The organism is Rhizobium sp. AQ_MP, assembly GCF_014237835.1.
Lineage (GTDB): Bacteria > Pseudomonadota > Alphaproteobacteria > Rhizobiales > Rhizobiaceae > Allorhizobium.
The window spans coordinates 131,140-147,932 of record NZ_JACJVI010000004.1 but is presented as its reverse complement, the minus strand read 5'-3'; the positions used below and the strand labels follow the sequence as shown (position 1 = coordinate 147,932).

The following is a 16,793-nucleotide window of genomic DNA, read 5'->3' as shown; positions in this document are numbered from 1 at the left end:
GTGCTCAGCCGCTCAGCCGCCCGACAGCGTCGACAAGTTTGGCAGCTTCGAAAGGCTTGACGATCCAGCCTGTGGCGCCGGCTTTGCGGGCGCGTTCCCGCTTCTGAGGGTCGCTTTCTGTCGTAAGCACGAGGATCGGGATGGCCCTGTAACGGTCGCTGCGGCGAATTCGCTCGATGAAGCCGAAGCCGTCGAGCCTCGGCATGTTGATGTCGGTGATAACCAGGTCGGGCGCGCTGTCTTCGAGCACTTCAAGGCCTTGAACGCCATCTTCCGCCTGCAGCGTCTCATAGCCAGCGTTTTGAAGTGTTTGGGTCACCATGGACAGGATGGTTTTGGAATCATCGACCGCCAGAATTTTCTTCACCAAGATTGCCTCGCTTCCTTCGTGCTTCGCGGGAGCCATACCCAACGGTTCGGCAGACCGCGACGACAATAGTTAGATATGACTTATTTAGCATTAACGGACTTACTGCGCCCGATCGGCGGATGCCGAGCTTCGTGCCGACGAAGAGCGGCTCAGTGCAGCGCAGGCGGTCTCGATGCCTTTCCGCATGACAGGGCCTTCATCCGCTCTGCGGATCGTTCCGCTCCAAGGTGGTAAGCGTGCAGATGACGCTGGTTCAGCGAAGGCTGAACGATGCGTCACCCGCCCCCCAGTCAATCCGTTCTATGATCCGCGTCGATACCTGTTAGTTTGAGGCGATCGAATACGGAGGTTTTTCATGTCCTTCTTTCCCGGAAACGATCCTGTCCCAGGTGACGCCTTTGCCTGTGATGCGATCGAACATTTGATCATTCCTCGTTCCAGCGATATCGGCGGCTTTGCCGTGCGCCGCGCGCTCCCCTCTGTCCGTCGCCGCCTCGTTGGTCCCTTCATCTTCTTCGACCGCATGGGACCGGCGGTCCTGAAGGCCGGAGAAGCGATGGATGTTCGCCCCCATCCGCATATCGGTTTGTCCACCGTCACCTATCTCTTAGATGGCGAGATTAAGCATCGCGACAGTCTCGGCACAGAGCTTGTGATCTCCCCCGGCGACATCAATCTGATGACCGCCGGGCGCGGTATCGTGCATTCCGAACGCACGCCGGAGAACCTGCGTGGTCATCCGCTCTCGATGTCCGGCCTGCAGACCTGGATCGCGCTTCCCGACCAGCTTGAGGAAATCGATCCGGCCTTCGCGCATACCGCGAAAGGCGAGCTGCCGACATTTGCCGATCGCGGTGCCTCGGGCCGCGTGGTCATCGGCTCGACGGCCGGGCTGCGCTCGCCGGTCAAGACCTTCTCCGAGACACTATACGTTGACCTGACGCTCGAGCCCGGTGCCCGCTTTCCCTTCGATGCCGGTCAGGAAGAGCGCGCGCTCTACATTCTCTCGGGCGAGATCGAGATCGCCGGCGACCGCTTTGCCCAGGACCAGCTTCTCGTCTTCCGCCCCGGAGACGAGATCACCCTGATCGGCGGCGCGACCGGTTGTCACGTGATGTTGTTCGGAGGTGCGGCCCTCGGCACGCAGAAACATATCTGGTGGAACTTTGTTTCGTCCTCCAAGGAGCGTATCGAACAGGCCAAGGAAGAGTGGAGAACCGGCCGTTTCGACATCGTTCCGGGGGACGAAGAGGAGTTCGTGCCTTTGCCGGAGGGCCGTTGACGGCTATATAAGCGCTTGATGACGTGGAATTGCCCTGATCGTCGGGGGATGGTATCGCGCATCCAAACAAGACTGAAGAGGCATCAGCCCGTGACATCCCTGCCCGATACGCCGCTCCTGGACAAGGTCAAGCTTCCCAAAGACCTGAAGACCATCGAGGATCGCGACCTGCCGCAGCTGGCGCGCGAGGTCCGCGACGAGATGATCGATGCGGTATCGAAGACAGGTGGCCATCTGGGTGCAGGCCTTGGCGTCGTCGAGCTGACGATTGCCATCCACAAGGTCTTCGAGACGCCGGATGATCGGCTGATCTTCGATGTCGGGCACCAGTGTTATCCGCACAAGATCCTGACCGGCCGCCGCGACCGCATCCGAACGCTGCGCCAGGAGGACGGGCTCTCCGGCTTTACCAAGCGCGCCGAAAGCGAATACGACCCCTTTGGCGCTGCCCATTCGTCCACGTCGATTTCCGCGGGCCTCGGCATGGCGGTTGCCGCCGAACTGTCAAAGACCGACCGCAAGGTCATCGCCGTGATCGGCGATGGTGCCATGTCGGCCGGCATGGCCTATGAGGCGCTCAACAATGCAGGCGCCCTAGACGCCCGCCTGATCGTCATCCTCAATGACAACGACATGTCGATCGCCCCGCCGACCGGCGCGATGAGCGCTTATCTCGCGCGTCTCGCCTCCGGTCGCAGCTATATGGGCTTCCGCGAGTTCGGCAAGAAGCTGACCGCCTATCTCGGCAAGACCGTCGACCGCGCCATCACCCGCGCCGTCGAGCATGCCCGTGGCTATGTCACCGGCGGTACGATGTTCGAGGAGCTCGGTTTCTACCATATCGGCCCGATCGACGGTCATTCCTTCGATCACCTCCTGCCCGTGCTGCGCAATGTCCGCGACAATGCCAAGGGCCCGGTGCTGATCCATGTCGTCACGCAGAAGGGCAAGGGTTATGCCCCGGCCGAAGCCGCTGCCGACAAGTATCACGGCGTCAACAAGTTCGACGTCATCACCGGCACCCAGGCCAAGGCCAAGCCGAATGCCCCGGCCTATACCGCAGTTTTCGCCGATGCGCTGGTCGAGGAAGCCCGCCACGACGACAAGATCGTCGGCATCACCGCCGCCATGCCGTCTGGCACCGGCCTCGACAAGCTGCAGTCGATCTTCCCGGAACGCACTTTTGACGTCGGCATCGCCGAACAGCATGCGGTGACCTTTGCAGCCGGTCTGGCTGCCGAAGGCTTCAAGCCCTTCTGCGCGCTCTATTCGACCTTCCTGCAGCGCGGCTACGATCAGGTCGTCCACGATGTCGGCATCCAGGGCCTGCCGGTTCGTTTCCCCATCGACCGCGCTGGTTTCGTCGGCGCCGACGGCCCGACCCATGCCGGCTCCTTCGACACCGGCTTCCTCGCAGCACTGCCGGGCTTCGTGGTCATGGCCGCTGCCGACGAGGCGGAGCTGAAGCATATGGTCCGCACCGCCGCTGCCTATGACGAAGGCCCGATCTCCTTCCGTTACCCGCGCGGCGAAGGCGTGGGCGTTCCCCTGCCGGAGCGCGGCGAGATCCTTGCAATCGGCAAGGGCCGCATCGTCAAGCAGGGCTCCAAGGTCGCACTCCTCTCCTTCGGTACGCGCCTGGCCGACTGTCTGCTCGCCGCCGAGGATTTGGACGCCGCAGGCCTCTCGACCACCGTCGCCGATGCCCGCTTCGCCAAGCCCCTCGATCACGACCTGATCCGCCAGCTCGCCCGCCACCATCAGGTCGTGGTGACAGTCGAGGAAGGCGCCGTCGGCGGCTTCGGCAGCCATGTCATGCATTTCCTCGTCAACGAGGGCCTGCTCGACAACGGCTTGAAGGTCCGCTCGCTGGTGCTGCCCGATGTCTGGATGGACCAGGCCAAGCCCGAAACCATGTATGCCAAGGCCGGCCTCGACGCTGCTGGTATTCTGAAAACGGTGTTTGCAGCGCTTGGACAGGACGTGCCGGGCGTGATTGCGGCGGGCTGACCTACCTTCAGCGGCGAGATTGAAGCGTACGCCAAAACGGCGTACACTTGTGGCGAGACGTGAGGGTCGCCATCATGAACACAGCCAAGGATATCCGCCAGACCAGTGAAGACCGTGCGACGGAGCGGATGCACTTTCGCACCAAGCCTCATGTCAAACAGGCGATCCAGCGCGCCGCTGCCATCAGCGGTGTCGATGAAACGGCTTTTGCGATGAACGCAGCCTATGCTTCGGCGCTCGCGACGATCGAGGCCCATGAACGCACGCTTCTGCAACCGATCGATCACGAAGCCTTCTTCGACGCACTGGATAATCCGTCTTCGCCGACCGACGCCTTGCGAAAAGCCTTCGCCAGCCACAAGTCGCGCGTCATCAGCAGATGAATGACGAGGGGCGCTCGGTCATCATCGAGTTGCTCGATCCCGAGCGCCATGATCGGGATCAGTTCTCCTGCGGCGTCGAAACCGTCGACAACTACTTCCGCAAGACCGCGAACAAGCTGGCCAAGGCGGGCAATGCCCGCGTCTACGTGATGACATCCCTGAGCGGCGATGTCATTGGCTTCTACGCCCTCAATGCACATTCTGTCGATTTCGCCGAGTTGCCCTCACGCTATGCCCGGAGCCGCCCATCCCATGGCGCCATCCCTGCAGCGTTCATTTCGATGATTGGCGTGGACAAGCGATACGTCGGACAAGGCTATGGCGGCGATCTGCTCGTCGACGCCTTGCTGCGGATCGCCCACGCGGCGGAGCGGATCGGCATTGCGGTGGTCATTCTGGATGTGCTTGACGACGGCGAGCCGGATCACGTAGCTCGTCGAAAGGCCCTCTACCTGCGCTACGGTTTCGAGGCGTTACCGTCGAACCCGCTCCGGCTATTCTTGCCGGTGGCGGCAATACGCGAGGCGCTGGCGACTCTCTGATACCTGCGGTCCTCTCTGGACTTCCCCCAAACGCCCCGCTAGACCGGGCCTTCAAACGACGGGCGCCCAAATGCGCCTCGGAGGCCCCATGCACACCGCACACACCACGGAAATCGCACCGGATTTCGCGCCCGATTGGGCGGCGATCGCGGTTGTCATCCTGGGCGTCACCGCCTTTGCGGTGGGGCAGGGGCTCACTTATCCGCTGATCTCGCTGATCCTCGAAAGCCGGGGTGTCTCCTCCAGCATGGCGGGCCTGAACGCCTCGGTCTTTGCGCTCGGCCTTGCCTCCTCGACGCTTCTGATCGGCAGACTGACGCAGGTGGTCCGTGGCGACAGGCTGATCGTCGCCTCGCTGCTCGGCGTTTCCGTCTGCCTTGCCACCTTCTCGGCCTTCGACCAGCTCTGGATCTGGTTCGTCGCCCGCTTCCTGCTCGGCTTCTGCACCAGCATCATCTACACGGTCTCGGAAGCCTGGCTGAACACCGCCTGTCCGGACCGCCTGCGCGGCCGTGTCTCCGGCGCCTATAGCGCGGGCATGTGCGCAGGGTTCGCTGCCGGCCCGCTTGCCATTCCGCTTGTCGGCATCGAGGACGGCTTCGCCTTCGCGCTGACGGCGGCCTATGTCGCGCTTGTCGCCTTTGCCTCGGTCATGCTCGGCCGTTATGCCAAGACCAAGCCGGAAGCCTCGGAAGCCGGCGGGCTCCTGACCTTCGTCAGGATGGCGCCGGTTTTGACGCTGATGGTCGTCGCCTTCGGCTTTTCGGATATCGCGGCGATCTCGATGATCCCGCTCTATTTCGTCGAGCGCGGCTACAGCCAGAATTTCGCGGCCTTCGTCGTCACCATGGTGGCTTTGCCGACGGCACTGGCACAGCCCTTTGTCGGCTGGCTACTCGACCGGCTGTCGCGCCCGGCGATTGCCGTCTCCGGCTCCTTGATCGCCGCTGTCGCCTTCCTCGCTCTGCCCTTCATGACCTCGCAGGCCGCTCTGCTGATCACCATCTCGATCCTCGGAGCCGCCAGCTTCTCGCTCTATACGGCGGCGCTGACCCTGCTCGGCGAACGCTTTCGTGGGGGGCTGCTGGTCTCAGGCGCCGCCGTCTTCGCGCTCGCTTACGCGATCGGCAGTGCCGCCGGCTCCGGCAGCACGGGCCTCACCATGGATCTGATCTCGGTCGATGCGGGGCCTGTCTTCGTCGGCCTGCTGATGCTGGGCTTCACCGGCTTCTTCGCCCTGAACCTGATGCGCGTCCGCGCTGCGAAGCGCTGATCCATGCTGGAAACCTCGCCGCCCGACATTTTCGATTGCCAGACCTGCGGTGCCTGCTGCGCCTATTCCGCCGAATGGCCGCGCTTTTCCATGGAAAGCGACGAGGAAATCGCCGCGATCCCCGAAGCGATGATCGCCAAGGACGAGAGCGGCATGAAGTTCGAGAATGGGCGCTGCGCCGCGCTCACGGGCGAAGTCGGCAAACATGTTGGCTGCGCGGTCTATTCCGTGCGCCCGCATGTCTGCCGCACCTGCATGCCCGGCGACGAGGAATGTAAGATCGCCCGCGCCGAGTTCGGCTTTCCGATCGATGGCCTGCCAGAGCCGGAGGTTTACGAGGCTTAAGGCCTCAGGGCATGCTGATTGTCACCTGATCGGCCGGCAGTTCGCCGCCGATTTCCGCTGCCTGGCTCTTCTTGTCGTAGACGCAGATCGAGCTCACAGTGGCGTCCGCGCCGACGGCCTTGCCGGTCAGGATGGCCACGCCATAGCTCTCGGTCCCGAAGGGATCGACGACAACCTTCGGCTGCTCGATGCGACCTTCGGCGAGCGCTGTGCATTTGGCAGCAACATCCCTGGCGAACTCCGCCCAGGCATCATCCGAGGAGGCAAGCACCGGGGAGGAAACCGGCACGAGCACGAGTGCTGCAACATGGAGAATCGTCTGGGAACGGAACATGGGGAACCTCGGTTGGATGCAATCGGGCTTCAAACCTCGACCGGAACGCCACGTCGCGCAAGTCCAAAAACGGAAGACATTTCTTTCGCTTGGAGGCCGGATTTTGGAAGGGCAAAGGTTGCCTGAGCGCTGTTCCGCACCTATGTTCCCGTCACCTGCCAAACCGCAATCTTATTGCCAAAAGGAGATCTCACCATGGCCTTCGAATTGCCCGCCCTCCCGTATGCCTACGACTCGCTGGCGCCGTTCATGTCGGCTGAAACGCTTGAGTTTCACCACGACAAGCACCACCAGGCCTATGTGACCAACGGCAACAACCTGCTGAAGGATTCCGGCCTCGAAGGTTTGTCCCTGGAAGAGATCGTCAAGCAGTCTTACGGCAAGAATGCCGGCCTCTTCAACAATGCCGGCCAGCACTACAACCACATCCACTTCTGGAACTGGATGAAGAAGGGCGGCGGCGGCAACAAGCTGCCCGGCAAGCTGCAGGCTGCCATCGACAGCGACCTCGGCGGTTACGACAAGTTCAAGGCCGATTTCGTTGCAGCCGGCACGACCCAGTTCGGCTCCGGCTGGGCCTGGCTCTCCGTCAAGGACGGCAAGCTCGAAATCTCCAAGACCCCGAACGGCGAAAGCCCGCTGATCCACGGTGCATCCCCGATCCTCGGCGTCGACGTCTGGGAGCACTCCTACTACATCGACTACCGCAATGCCCGTCCGAAGTACCTCGAAGCCTTCGTCGACAGCCTGATCAACTGGGACTACGTGCTCGAAATGTACGAAGCCGCGACCAAGTAAGCGGTATCTCCACGATCACCGAGGACGCCCGGCGCCAAGCGCCGGGCGTCTTTGTTTGGACGACCTTTCGTTCCACTTGTGCACTGCATTGGAACCATCGCGCCCCGCTCACGTTTGTTCGGCAAGAAACCGAAACAGCAAAGGAGCCAAGCCATGGCGACATCCAACCTGCAGGCAGAACTGCGCGAACTGCGTCAACAGATGACCGAGTTGAAGGACGTCATCGGACGCCAGGCCGGTCGCGCCGGTTATGATGCCCGCCACCGTGCAGCGGAGGCATTGCACGGTGCAGCCCGCACGGCGGGCCACGTGGCGGAATATGCCAGAGACGGTGCCGATAGCGTCGCCGGCGTCGTCCGCCGCCATCCGGCCGCCACCTCCACGGCGCTCATCACGCTCGGTATCATCGGCGGCGTCATCGGGTATCTCGTCGCGACCTCGACGCCGGCGCGTGACAACCGTTGGCGCTGGCACTGAGGCCGCCTTATGGTGAAGGTGACCTATCACGTCGTGGCCCACGACGAAGGCTATGCCTATCGTCTGGGTGACGTTTATTCAGAGCCCTATCCGACACACGAGGAAGCGCTTGCCGCCGCAAGGCAGGCAGCCGGGGCTCAGCAACTCGCAGATGGCGATGCCGAAATCAGCTGGCAGGATTCGCAAGGCGAGTGGCATCACGAACATGCGGACGGTGCGGACCGCCCCATGACGGACGTCGTCGACGATGTCGAGGACGACCGGTAGCCTGACTGTTTCGAGTTCAGGCAAAGGGAAAGCCCGTGGCGCGAGCCACGGGCTTTCTTCGTTCCATCAGGTTCTTTTGTCGGTCTCAGGCGGCGCTTCGGTAGGTGCCTTGATCCGTTGGCAGCTTGAAGCGCTGGATCATCTGGCTGAGCGACCCGGCTTCTGCGGCAAGCTTGTTCGCTTCATTGCTCGACTGCTCGGACACCTGGGCATTCTGCTGAGTGACGGTGTCGAGCGTGTCGACCGCGCCCCCGATGTCGCGCAGATTGCTGGCCTGGTCGCGGGTGAAGTCGGCGATCGCATCCATATGCTCGTTCATCTTTTGGATCAGTCCGCCGATCTCCAGCAGTGTCTCGCCGGTACCATGCACCAGGCGCACGCCGCTCTCCACTTGCGAGGTCGAGTTCTGTATCAAAGTCTTGATCTCCTTTGCAGCGTTTGCCGAACGCTGGGCAAGCTCGCGGACCTCCTGAGCCACCACTGCAAAACCCTTGCCGGCCTCACCGGCGCGGGCGGCCTCGACACCGGCGTTGAGTGCCAGAAGATTGGTCTGGAAGGCGATCTCGTCGATGACGCCGATGATGTTGGAAATCTGCTGCGCGCTCTCTTCAATACGGTGCATGGCCTCTTCCGCCTCTGTCACCACCTTGCCCGAGTTGAGAGCGCTGTCGTTTGCCCGCTTGGCAACGGATTGCGCTTCGGCGACGCGCTGGTTGGCGGCGGCGACGGTCGTGTTGATCTCCTTGAGGGAGGCGGCAGTCTGTTCGAGCGAAGCCGCCTGGCTTTCGGTGCGGCGAGCCAGTTCCCGTGCGCCATCGGCAATGGTCGCGCTACCACCATCGATCGTTCCCGATGCCTGTCTGATCGTTTCCATCGTGGCCGCAAGCTCTCGCACCGATGAATTGAAGTCGCGCCGCAGGGCCTCGAAGTTCTCCGCAAACGGCTGGTCGATCTGGAAGGCGAGATCCCCGGAGGCCAGCCGTCGCAAGCCGCCTGCAAGCCCGGCCGTCGCCACACGCAGTCGCTCTGCAGCCTCTTCCTCGGCGCGACGCTCCACCTCAAGGCGGTGCGCCTCCGCTTTTTGTCGTGCCTGCTCGGCTTCGTCCTCGAGGGCTTTGTTGCGGCGCAGATTGTCCCGGAAGACTTCGAGCGCGCGAGCCATGATCCCGAGTTCGTCGCTGCGGTCGCGATTGTCGATCTCGACGTCAAGATGGCCGCCGGCGAGCCGTTCCGTCGCCTTGGTCAAGTTGCGGAGCGGGTTGATGGCCGTCAGTCGCAGCATGGCGATGACAAGCGCGATCATCAGTCCGATGGCGCCGGTGCCGATCCAGACCCGTGTCCAGACATTGGCGCGCCAGGCTGCGAGTTCGGGTGCCAGGTCGACCTCGGCGCTGTAGACGCCGATCACTTCGCCCGGTTTGATGTTCATCTGTGCCGTATGGCAGGCGGCGCACTTCTCGCCAGAGGCGCTGCCCTGTCCAAGCACGACGGGGCGTGTCATGCGGAAGGTTTCGCCGTCGAGGCTGTTCAGCTTCTGCAGCGTGTCGATCGTCTGCTGGTCGAGCGTGTCGCGCGGGCTCTCGAACTCGGTTTCGCCCTGGGCCTTCTGGAAGTCGATGACCTTCGGGCCCATCACCAGCCAGATCTTCACGCTGCCGCCGGCATTGGAGAATTGCTCCATGGTGCCGTCGAGCGTTTCGATCGCGGGATCGTCCTCGCCGACCGCCTTGCGGTTGAGCATGGCCTGCGTATGCACCGACTCGAGCATGTCGAGGGCTGCATCGCCGCGCTTCGCTGCCTTGTCGGTGAGGCTCAGCCGTTCGGCAGAAATTTCATAGGCTGCAGTGCCAGCCTGAATGGCGGCAACCGCGATCCCGATCCCGAGCACCATCTGCACCGAGAGCGGTATTCTCTTCAACGATGTCAACATTTTCGTCCCTACCCCGGCCGCTGGCACGGCCCCGTCAATGGCGGCAGGATGGCGGACAATCGTTAATTCTTTGGAAGAAACTACTAAAATTGAGGGGGATTTTTTAAGCGCTTGTTGAACATGCCGGCGAAGGAGGCCGGGCTTTGCAGCCCGGCCCCGGATGTCAAAACTCAGTCCAGTCCTGCTTGACCGGCTCCACGGCGGCGGCAGAACCCTTCCCGAAGGCACGACCGAGTTTGTTGGCAAGGGCCCGTGCCGGTGAAGGTGCGGGAGCATGGGTCGCAGACGCGGCCGCCGGCTGACGTGCTGCAGAACGAACGGCGGGTGCGGGCCGTGTGGGGGCTGCCGAACGCGGCTGTGCGGACGCCGGAGCCGCAGCATTGGCCTGGCCCAGACGGAACTGCGCGAGCAGCGTGTTGAGTGAATCCGCTTCCGCCGCGAGTGTATGGGAAGCCGCCGTCTGCTGTTCGACCATGGCGGCATTCTGCTGCGTACCCTGGTCCATGCTGGTTACCGCAAGATTGATTTCCTGCAACCCGGTGGACTGTTCGCGCGCCGCGGTGACGATCGCGCTGACGTGGTGGCTGATCTCCTGCACGGCGCTGACGATCTTTTCGAGTTCCGTCCCGGTTTCGCCCACCAGGGATACGCCGTTGCCGACCTGTGCTGTCGAGCGCGAGATCAGCGCCTTGATTTCCTTGGCGGCATTGGCCGAGCGCTGGGCGAGCTCGCGCACCTCCTGTGCGACAACGGCAAAGCCCTTGCCGGCTTCACCGGCACGTGCGGCCTCGACACCGGCGTTGAGTGCCAGGAGGTTGGTCTGGAAGGCGATGTCTTCGATCACGCCGATGATGCTGGAGATCGACTGCGAGGACTGCTCGATTTCCGTCATTGCCTGGACTGCATTGCGCACGACCTCTCCGGATCGTTCAGCCCCAGACCGGGTGCTCTCGACCAGCTGGCCAACGTCTTCGGCGCGCTTGGTCGTATCCCGCACGGTTTTGGTGACTTCGGCAACGGCGGCAGCCGTTTGCTCCACGGATGCGGCCTGTTGTTCGGTGCGGCGGGCAAGATCATCGGCAGAAGAGCGGATCTCCGCGGCACCCGCATGGATGGCATGCGCGTTCGCGCCAACCGTCCGCAGGGCGGCCTGCAGTTTGTCGAGGGAATCGTTGAAATTGCCACGCAGGCTGTCGAGATGCGCCGCAAAGGGTTGCTGGAGACGGAACACCACGTCCCCGTCGGAAAGGGCAGAAAGCCCCTTGGCGAGTTCCGTCATCGCAAACCGGACTTCCTCCGCCTCACGGGCTTTTTCGGCCTCAGCCTTCTGTCGCTCTGCCTCGGCCTCCTCGCGCAGCGCGCGCCGTTCGCTGGACATGCGTGCGCTTTCGATGGCTGCTTCCTTGAACACCAGCACCGCTTGCGCCATGCGGCCCACCTCGTCGCCACGGTCGAGGGCCGGCACGTCGATGGCGTGGTCGCCTGCCGCCAGACGGCTCATGGCATTGGTCATGCCGGTGATCGGCGTGACGATGGAGCGGGCCAGCAGCCAGATAAGGGCAACGGCAAACACGCCCGCGACAGCGGCACCCAGTATGAGTGCCATCTCGAGTGCAGAGTGGGCAGCTTCAACGCGCGCACGGGTCTCCGCCGCCTCGGTTGTCAGCCGGCTCTTGATATCGGCCGCAGCCATGCGGAAGGAATCCAGTTCTGCGGCTGTCTGCGATTGGCCGATCGCGGCGATCTCGGCAATCGATGCAGTCCCTCCCTTCCGGGCTGCGATCTGCGGATCGGCGATCGTCGAGGCATAGGCATCTGCCACGGAGCGCATGGCACGCAGCGGCGCGTCGAGGGCCGGATCACCGGCGGCCAGTTGCCGGGCCTCTGCAAGGGCTGCGTCGAGCGACTGGCGCGCCGTTGTAACCGCAGAAAGCGTGCTCTCGCTGCCGAGCAGAAGATAACCACGCTGGTTGGCGGCCTGCTCTGCCATGGCTGTGGCTGCGGCATCGACGAGATTGATGATGCGCTGGGCGCGGTCCTGCTCGGTAAGCGCCGTTTTGGCCGTATAGGCCTGGACGAAGACGACCACCGAAGCCAGGAAACATCCTGCCATGATGGTGCAAAAGGTGAGGATCAGCTTCTTGCTGAGGGAAAGGTTCTTGATGAACATAAAGGTCACTTTCAGGCGCGCGAAGGGGCAGGACGTCCGGGAGGGGACGTCACAGTGCAGCGGTGACATGATCCGTTCGAGGCGTTCGCACCACCATCATGGGGCGCTCAGGGGGACACCGGAATCGGTCGATCCTGGCGATCCTGTCGGAAACGGTTTTACAAGCCGTTACCAGATCATGGCCGATTGACGGGCCGGAAAGATTTGGTCCCGTTTGAGACCGTTACTGCTGGTCCTGCATCCACACCTTGTTGGTGACAATCAGCAGGATGTTGAGGTCGTCCATCGGGTAGTAGTCCTTGGCGCGCATCTCGAATGTGGTGGGACCGGTCTTCTTGACGTTATCGCCGCAGAAGCTGACGAGCGATTCCGGGTGGAGTTTGTCGACCGTGAGGTGGAAGTCACCGATCGGGCCATACCAGTTGTTGCCGGTGGTCAGGATGTAGGAGAGCCACTGTTCAAAATAAAAAACCTCCGGATCCTTGTTCTTGCTCTCGAGTTTCGTGGTTGCATCGACGAAGGCCTGATCGACGCAATAGCGCTTCTGATAGTCGGGATATGCCTCCGACGGTTTGCCATCGAACGCGAAGACGAGACCGGAGCTGCCGCCGACGCTCGGCTTGTAACGGTGCTCGACCTCAACATCCGCGTTGGCGGGGAAAGTCGTTTCCCACCAGAAAATGGATTCGAGTTCCCAGACAGGCACATATTCCGTGACCGGCTGCCCATTGTTGTTCGCCCCGCCGTTGAGATCGTAGATCAGGCCCTTGGCGAGCCAGTCCTTGGCAATCTCGGGGTCCAGCGTCTTGAGCGCTTCCGTGGTCTCCTTGGAGAGCGGCTGCAGAGGAACTCCCTGCGCTTCAACCTCTGCCGTCATGTCGATCCCGCGCACCAGCACCCGCTGTTGCAGGTTGGCCTCGATCTCTTCGCCATCCTGCACAACCGAGAAGTCCATGAAGTTGTCGCTCTGCTCGTCAGGAACCGCAGACATGATCTCGACCGGCCCGCCGATCTTCGGCATCGGGAAGGCGACGATTGTCTTGACTGGTTTGTCGGTGGTGTTGCGGTAGAGATATTTCACCTCGACCTTTTCCGGCGAGATGTAGAGGTCCTCTTTGGCCATGGTGATCTCTTCGCTGCGCGTGAAGATCAGCCCGCCGGCCCCCAGTGTCGCCATGGAATCGTTTGCCAGCACGGAAGTGGCGGCCAGTGCCTGAAAAGCGCAGGCGAAGAGCAGTCTCGTCGTCGATGTCGTCACGGTTCAATATCCCCAGGAACCCAAAACAGAAAATGCCACCTTAGCGGTGGCATTTTGATTCTTGAACGACGGTTTCTGGGTGTTATGCGCGGGCCGGAAGCAGCGGATAGCCGACCAGTACCGCACGGGCAGCAAGCGTCGCGATCGCAGCTTTCACCAGGTCGCCCGGAATGAAGGCGAGCGAACCCGTGAGAACGGCGGAGAAAGGTGTGCCGGCGACGAGCGACAGCCACGGCATGCCGCAGAGATAGACGACGCCGATGCCGCCGACGATCGAAGCGATGAAAAAGCCGGTCATCTGCTTGGCCGCCGACTGTCCCTCGCGCACGAGCTTCTCAGCCAGGAAACCGGTGACGAAGGCACCGATGATCCAGCCGAAGATATAGCCGCCGGTCGGACCCATCAGCACGTTGAGGCCACCGCGACCGCCCGAGAGAACGGGCAGGCCGACGGCAACGAGCACGACGAGCAGGGCGTAAGCCAGCGCGCTGCGCTTGGCGCCGATGATGCAGCCGGCCAGCATCACACCCATCGACTGGGCCGTGATCGGCACCGGGATGAGCGGGATCGGCACGGGCGGGATGAAGCCCAGAACAATGATGATGGCGGTGAACAGGGCGATAAGGACAATGTCTCTGGTGGTCATGAAAGGTCCCCGAAAAAGATCGCCTCGTTACTGACCCCGAATGCCCCTCGCGTCAATTGCCTCTGCAATGCGATCGGCATCCTTCAGCGTCGAAATGATCAGCGGACCGAGCAAACGCGACAGCTTCACCGGAATGCCGCGCGCTGCATGCGCCTCCTTCAGCGCCTCGTATCGAGCCGCGATCTCCGGAACGAAACGCAGTACCAGTCCGAAAGCGAGGCCGAGATCGGCAGCTTTCAACAGTCCCAGCCTTTCCAGCGGTCGGGCCAGATCGGTGACGGCCGCCATGAAATCGGCAACCGTAGTGGAGGCGGTCACGGCAGCCGCGAGAAACAGGATCGCGACAAGCCGAAGCGTTGTCACCAGCGCCTCGAGCGGTGTCAGCAGCAGCAGATTGACGGCGGCGAGAAAGGCGATGGTGAAGAGCACGGGCTTCAGCCGCCTGAAGCCTTCGGCAAGCCCGATGCCGGTCGCACGATAGACAAGCGCTGTCATGATGAGCGCAGCCCCGAGCATGACCGGCTGGTCGATCAAGTAGAGAAGCAGCCCGAAGACCATCAGGCCGAAGAGCTTTGGCTTGACTGGGATGCGATGCAGGAGGCTCGTGCCTTCGACATGCAGGCTGGTCAGCATCCGGCGATCTCCCGGTAGCGGCCGATCGCGTCCTGGCCAGCGCCATCGAAGGCAAGTGCGCCTTTATGAAACACCAGCACGCGGCCGAAATCCGCGACAAGCTCCAGGTCATGGCTGATGACAACAGCCTGTTCGCCGAGTCCGTCGATCGCTGCCTTCACCCGGGCGCGGTTCTTCATATCAAGCTGGTTTGTCGGCTCATCGAAGATCACCACATCGGGCCGGTTGACGCAGACGGCGGCCAGTGCCGCGAGCTGCAGTTCACCGCCGGAGAGCTCATGTGGTCGCCGACCCGCCAGATCGCTGATGCCGAAGCGGGTGAGGGCCTCGTCCACCAGCCGCTCGACCTCGGGCGCCGCCAGCCCCCGCGATTTCGGCCCGAGCGCCACATCCTCGCGGATGATGGGCAGAATGATCTGGTGTCCGGGGTTCTGAAAGATGAAGCCGGTCTTCGCCCGCGCCGCCTTTTCGTCGGCCACGGTATCGAGACCGTCGAGCCTCACCGTGCCGGAGGTCGGCTTGGCAAGTCCTGCGATCAGCCGCGCAAAGCTTGTCTTGCCCGATCCGTTGAGTCCGATGACGCCGATGCGAAGCTCGCCCAGCAACAGGGTGAGGGCTTTGAGCGCCACACGGTCGCCGTAACGCAATTCGGCCTGGTCGAAATGGATGAGCAAGGCGGGTGGGTCTCCTCCGGGCAATTGTTGATCCTATAGACCGGTCATGGGGCCGGTGCCAGATGTCTTCCATCGCACCCGATCAGGATGGGACCGCCAAGGTCTTCTGCCGAACCGTGGTGGAAACCTGCAACCTTGAATTTGCCACCATTGAACAAACCACGAACATGCACTAGCCTAATGGCATGTCGATTCTCGTGCCCAACGCGCTTGCGCGAAAAATCTTCCTCGAACGGCAGGGCCTGTCCCGCTCGCCGACCAAGGCGCTCGGGCGTCAGGGGCTTTACGACCTGATCCATGATCTGGGCTTCGTTCAGGTCGACAGCATCCAGTGGGTCGAGCGGGCGCATCACCAGATCCTCTTTTCGCGCAATCAGACCTATCGAACGAAGGATCTCCAGCATCTTCTGGAGAAGGATCGCTTGCTCTTCGAGCACTGGACGCATGATGCCTCGGTCATCCCTTCAGCCTTCTTTCCCTATTGGAAGCATCGCTTCGTCCGCCGTGAAGAGCGGATCCGCAAGAACTGGGCCCGATGGCAGGGGGAGGGCTTCGACCAGGCCTTCGAAGAGACCTATGCGCGCATCCGCGACCATGGCCCGGTCATGGCCCGCGACGTGAAGGCCGAGGATCACAAGTCCGGCGGCTGGTGGAACTGGCATCCCTCGAAGACGGCGCTGGAATTCCTCTGGCATACCGGCAAGCTCTCAATTGCCCGCCGCGAGGGCTTCCAGAAGGTCTATGATCTTTCCGAGCGAGTCATCCCTGCCGAACATCACGCGGCCGAAGTCGAACACGAGACCTTTGTCGACTGGGCGTGCCGGGCGGCACTCACCCGCCTCGGCTTTGCCACCTCGGGCGAGATCGCGGCCTTCTTCGATATCGTCACCCCCGAGGAGGCCAAGGCCTGGGTGATGTCCCGTCGCGATGAACTTGAGGAGCTGCAGCTCGAAACGGTCGACGGCAAGCCGCGCGCCTCTTTTGCTTTCGCCGACCAGGTCTCGAGCCTCCTCGACGTGCCCGAGCCGCCGGCGCGCATCCGCGTACTCTCGCCCTTCGATCCCCTGATCCGCGATCGCAACCGCACCGAACGCCTCTTCGGTTTCTTCTATCGCATCGAGGTATTCGTGCCCGAGCCGAAGCGCCAGTACGGCTACTACGTCTTTCCGCTGCTCGAAGGTGACCGGCTGATCGGCCGCATCGACATGAAGGCCGAGCGCAAGGACGGTGTTCTCGATGTCCGCCGCCTCTGGCTGGAGCCGGGCGTGAAGCCCAGTGCCGGGCGCCTCGAAAAGCTGGAGGCCGAACTCCAGCGTGTCGCCCGCTTCGCCGGCATGGAAGCCGTGCAGCTCCAGCCTGGTTGGCTCGCCTGACCACCAGAAACATCCATCAGAAAGACTG

The 16,793-nt window shown here is 62.5% G+C and carries 18 protein-coding genes; 10 read left to right on the top strand and 8 right to left on the bottom strand.

Going from position 1 to position 16,793, the window contains the following annotated elements; all coding sequences use genetic code 11:
- Nucleotides 1–4 precede the first annotated feature (4 nt).
- Nucleotides 5–370, bottom strand: a complete 366-nt coding sequence (locus H6M51_RS08730) for a response regulator (RefSeq protein WP_185809494.1) — start codon at nt 368–370, stop codon at nt 5–7.
- 355 nt (nt 371–725) lie between these two features.
- On the opposite strand from H6M51_RS08730, the gene H6M51_RS08725 reads away from it, so the two are divergent.
- The 6 genes from H6M51_RS08725 (at nt 726) to H6M51_RS08700 (ending at nt 6,205) form a co-directional block, all read left to right on the top strand.
- Entirely contained in the window at nt 726–1,652 is a 927-nt protein-coding gene (locus H6M51_RS08725; RefSeq protein ID WP_185809493.1) for a pirin family protein, read from the top strand.
- A gap of 90 nt (nt 1,653–1,742) precedes the next feature.
- Nucleotides 1,743–3,662, top strand: coding sequence for a 1-deoxy-D-xylulose-5-phosphate synthase (dxs, locus tag H6M51_RS08720; protein WP_185809492.1), 1,920 nt, complete (start codon nt 1,743–1,745; stop codon nt 3,660–3,662).
- A 74-nt stretch (nt 3,663–3,736) separates the two neighbouring features.
- Entirely contained in the window at nt 3,737–4,045 is a 309-nt protein-coding gene (locus H6M51_RS08715; protein WP_185809491.1) for a DUF1778 domain-containing protein, read from the top strand.
- On the top strand, nt 4,042–4,587 hold the full coding sequence (locus tag H6M51_RS08710; RefSeq protein ID WP_185809490.1) for a GNAT family N-acetyltransferase: 546 nt from the start codon (nt 4,042–4,044) through the stop codon (nt 4,585–4,587). The genes H6M51_RS08715 and H6M51_RS08710 overlap by 4 nt, the downstream gene beginning before the upstream one ends.
- 88 nt (nt 4,588–4,675) lie before the next feature.
- Entirely contained in the window at nt 4,676–5,860 is a 1,185-nt protein-coding gene (locus H6M51_RS08705; protein ID WP_185809489.1) for an MFS transporter, read from the top strand.
- Nucleotides 5,861–5,863: 3 nt separating this feature from the next.
- Complete coding sequence (locus tag H6M51_RS08700; RefSeq protein WP_185809488.1) at nt 5,864–6,205, top strand: YkgJ family cysteine cluster protein; 342 nt, start codon at nt 5,864–5,866, stop codon at nt 6,203–6,205.
- A 4-nt stretch (nt 6,206–6,209) separates the two neighbouring features.
- Here H6M51_RS08700 and H6M51_RS08695 read toward each other — a convergent pair whose 3' ends face one another.
- Nucleotides 6,210–6,539, bottom strand: coding sequence for a hypothetical protein (locus tag H6M51_RS08695; protein WP_185809487.1), 330 nt, complete (start codon nt 6,537–6,539; stop codon nt 6,210–6,212).
- Between the two features lie 195 nt (nt 6,540–6,734).
- Here H6M51_RS08695 and H6M51_RS08690 point away from each other — a divergent pair, with 195 nt between their 5' ends.
- From H6M51_RS08690 to H6M51_RS08680, 3 genes are all read left to right on the top strand, one after another.
- On the top strand, nt 6,735–7,337 hold the full coding sequence (locus tag H6M51_RS08690) for a superoxide dismutase (protein WP_166601124.1): 603 nt from the start codon (nt 6,735–6,737) through the stop codon (nt 7,335–7,337).
- A 153-nt stretch (nt 7,338–7,490) separates the two neighbouring features.
- Nucleotides 7,491–7,814 (top strand): hypothetical protein, encoded by a 324-nt coding sequence (locus tag H6M51_RS08685; RefSeq protein ID WP_185809486.1) that lies wholly within the window; start codon nt 7,491–7,493, stop codon nt 7,812–7,814.
- Between the two features lie 9 nt (nt 7,815–7,823).
- Complete coding sequence (locus H6M51_RS08680) at nt 7,824–8,081, top strand: DUF2188 domain-containing protein (protein WP_185809485.1); 258 nt, start codon at nt 7,824–7,826, stop codon at nt 8,079–8,081.
- Between the two features lie 85 nt (nt 8,082–8,166).
- Here H6M51_RS08680 and H6M51_RS08675 read toward each other — a convergent pair whose 3' ends face one another.
- From H6M51_RS08675 to H6M51_RS08650, 6 genes are all read right to left on the bottom strand, one after another.
- Complete coding sequence (locus H6M51_RS08675) at nt 8,167–10,011, bottom strand: methyl-accepting chemotaxis protein (protein ID WP_246780451.1); 1,845 nt, start codon at nt 10,009–10,011, stop codon at nt 8,167–8,169.
- Between the two features lie 163 nt (nt 10,012–10,174).
- The gene (locus tag H6M51_RS08670; RefSeq protein ID WP_185809484.1) at nt 10,175–12,181 is read right to left on the bottom strand and encodes a methyl-accepting chemotaxis protein; all 2,007 of its coding nucleotides are present in this window, start codon (nt 12,179–12,181) and stop codon (nt 10,175–10,177) included.
- A gap of 223 nt (nt 12,182–12,404) precedes the next feature.
- Complete coding sequence (locus H6M51_RS08665; protein WP_348644435.1) at nt 12,405–13,439, bottom strand: DUF4424 domain-containing protein; 1,035 nt, start codon at nt 13,437–13,439, stop codon at nt 12,405–12,407.
- A gap of 82 nt (nt 13,440–13,521) precedes the next feature.
- Nucleotides 13,522–14,085 (bottom strand): biotin transporter BioY, encoded by a 564-nt coding sequence (locus H6M51_RS08660; RefSeq protein WP_185809483.1) that lies wholly within the window; start codon nt 14,083–14,085, stop codon nt 13,522–13,524.
- A gap of 27 nt (nt 14,086–14,112) precedes the next feature.
- A complete protein-coding gene (locus tag H6M51_RS08655) occupies nt 14,113–14,718 on the bottom strand; it encodes an energy-coupling factor transporter transmembrane protein EcfT (protein WP_185809482.1) in 606 nt (201 codons plus the stop codon).
- Nucleotides 14,712–15,392 carry an energy-coupling factor ABC transporter ATP-binding protein gene (locus tag H6M51_RS08650; protein WP_185809481.1) on the bottom strand — a complete coding sequence of 227 codons (681 nt, stop codon included), beginning with the start codon at nt 15,390–15,392 and terminating at the stop codon, nt 14,712–14,714. Before H6M51_RS08650 ends, H6M51_RS08655 begins: the two co-directional genes overlap by 7 nt.
- Nucleotides 15,393–15,577: 185 nt before the next feature.
- Between H6M51_RS08650 and H6M51_RS08645 the strand changes: the two genes are divergently transcribed.
- Complete coding sequence (locus H6M51_RS08645; RefSeq protein WP_185809480.1) at nt 15,578–16,765, top strand: winged helix-turn-helix domain-containing protein; 1,188 nt, start codon at nt 15,578–15,580, stop codon at nt 16,763–16,765.
- The last annotated feature ends 28 nt before the right edge of the window (nt 16,766–16,793 follow it).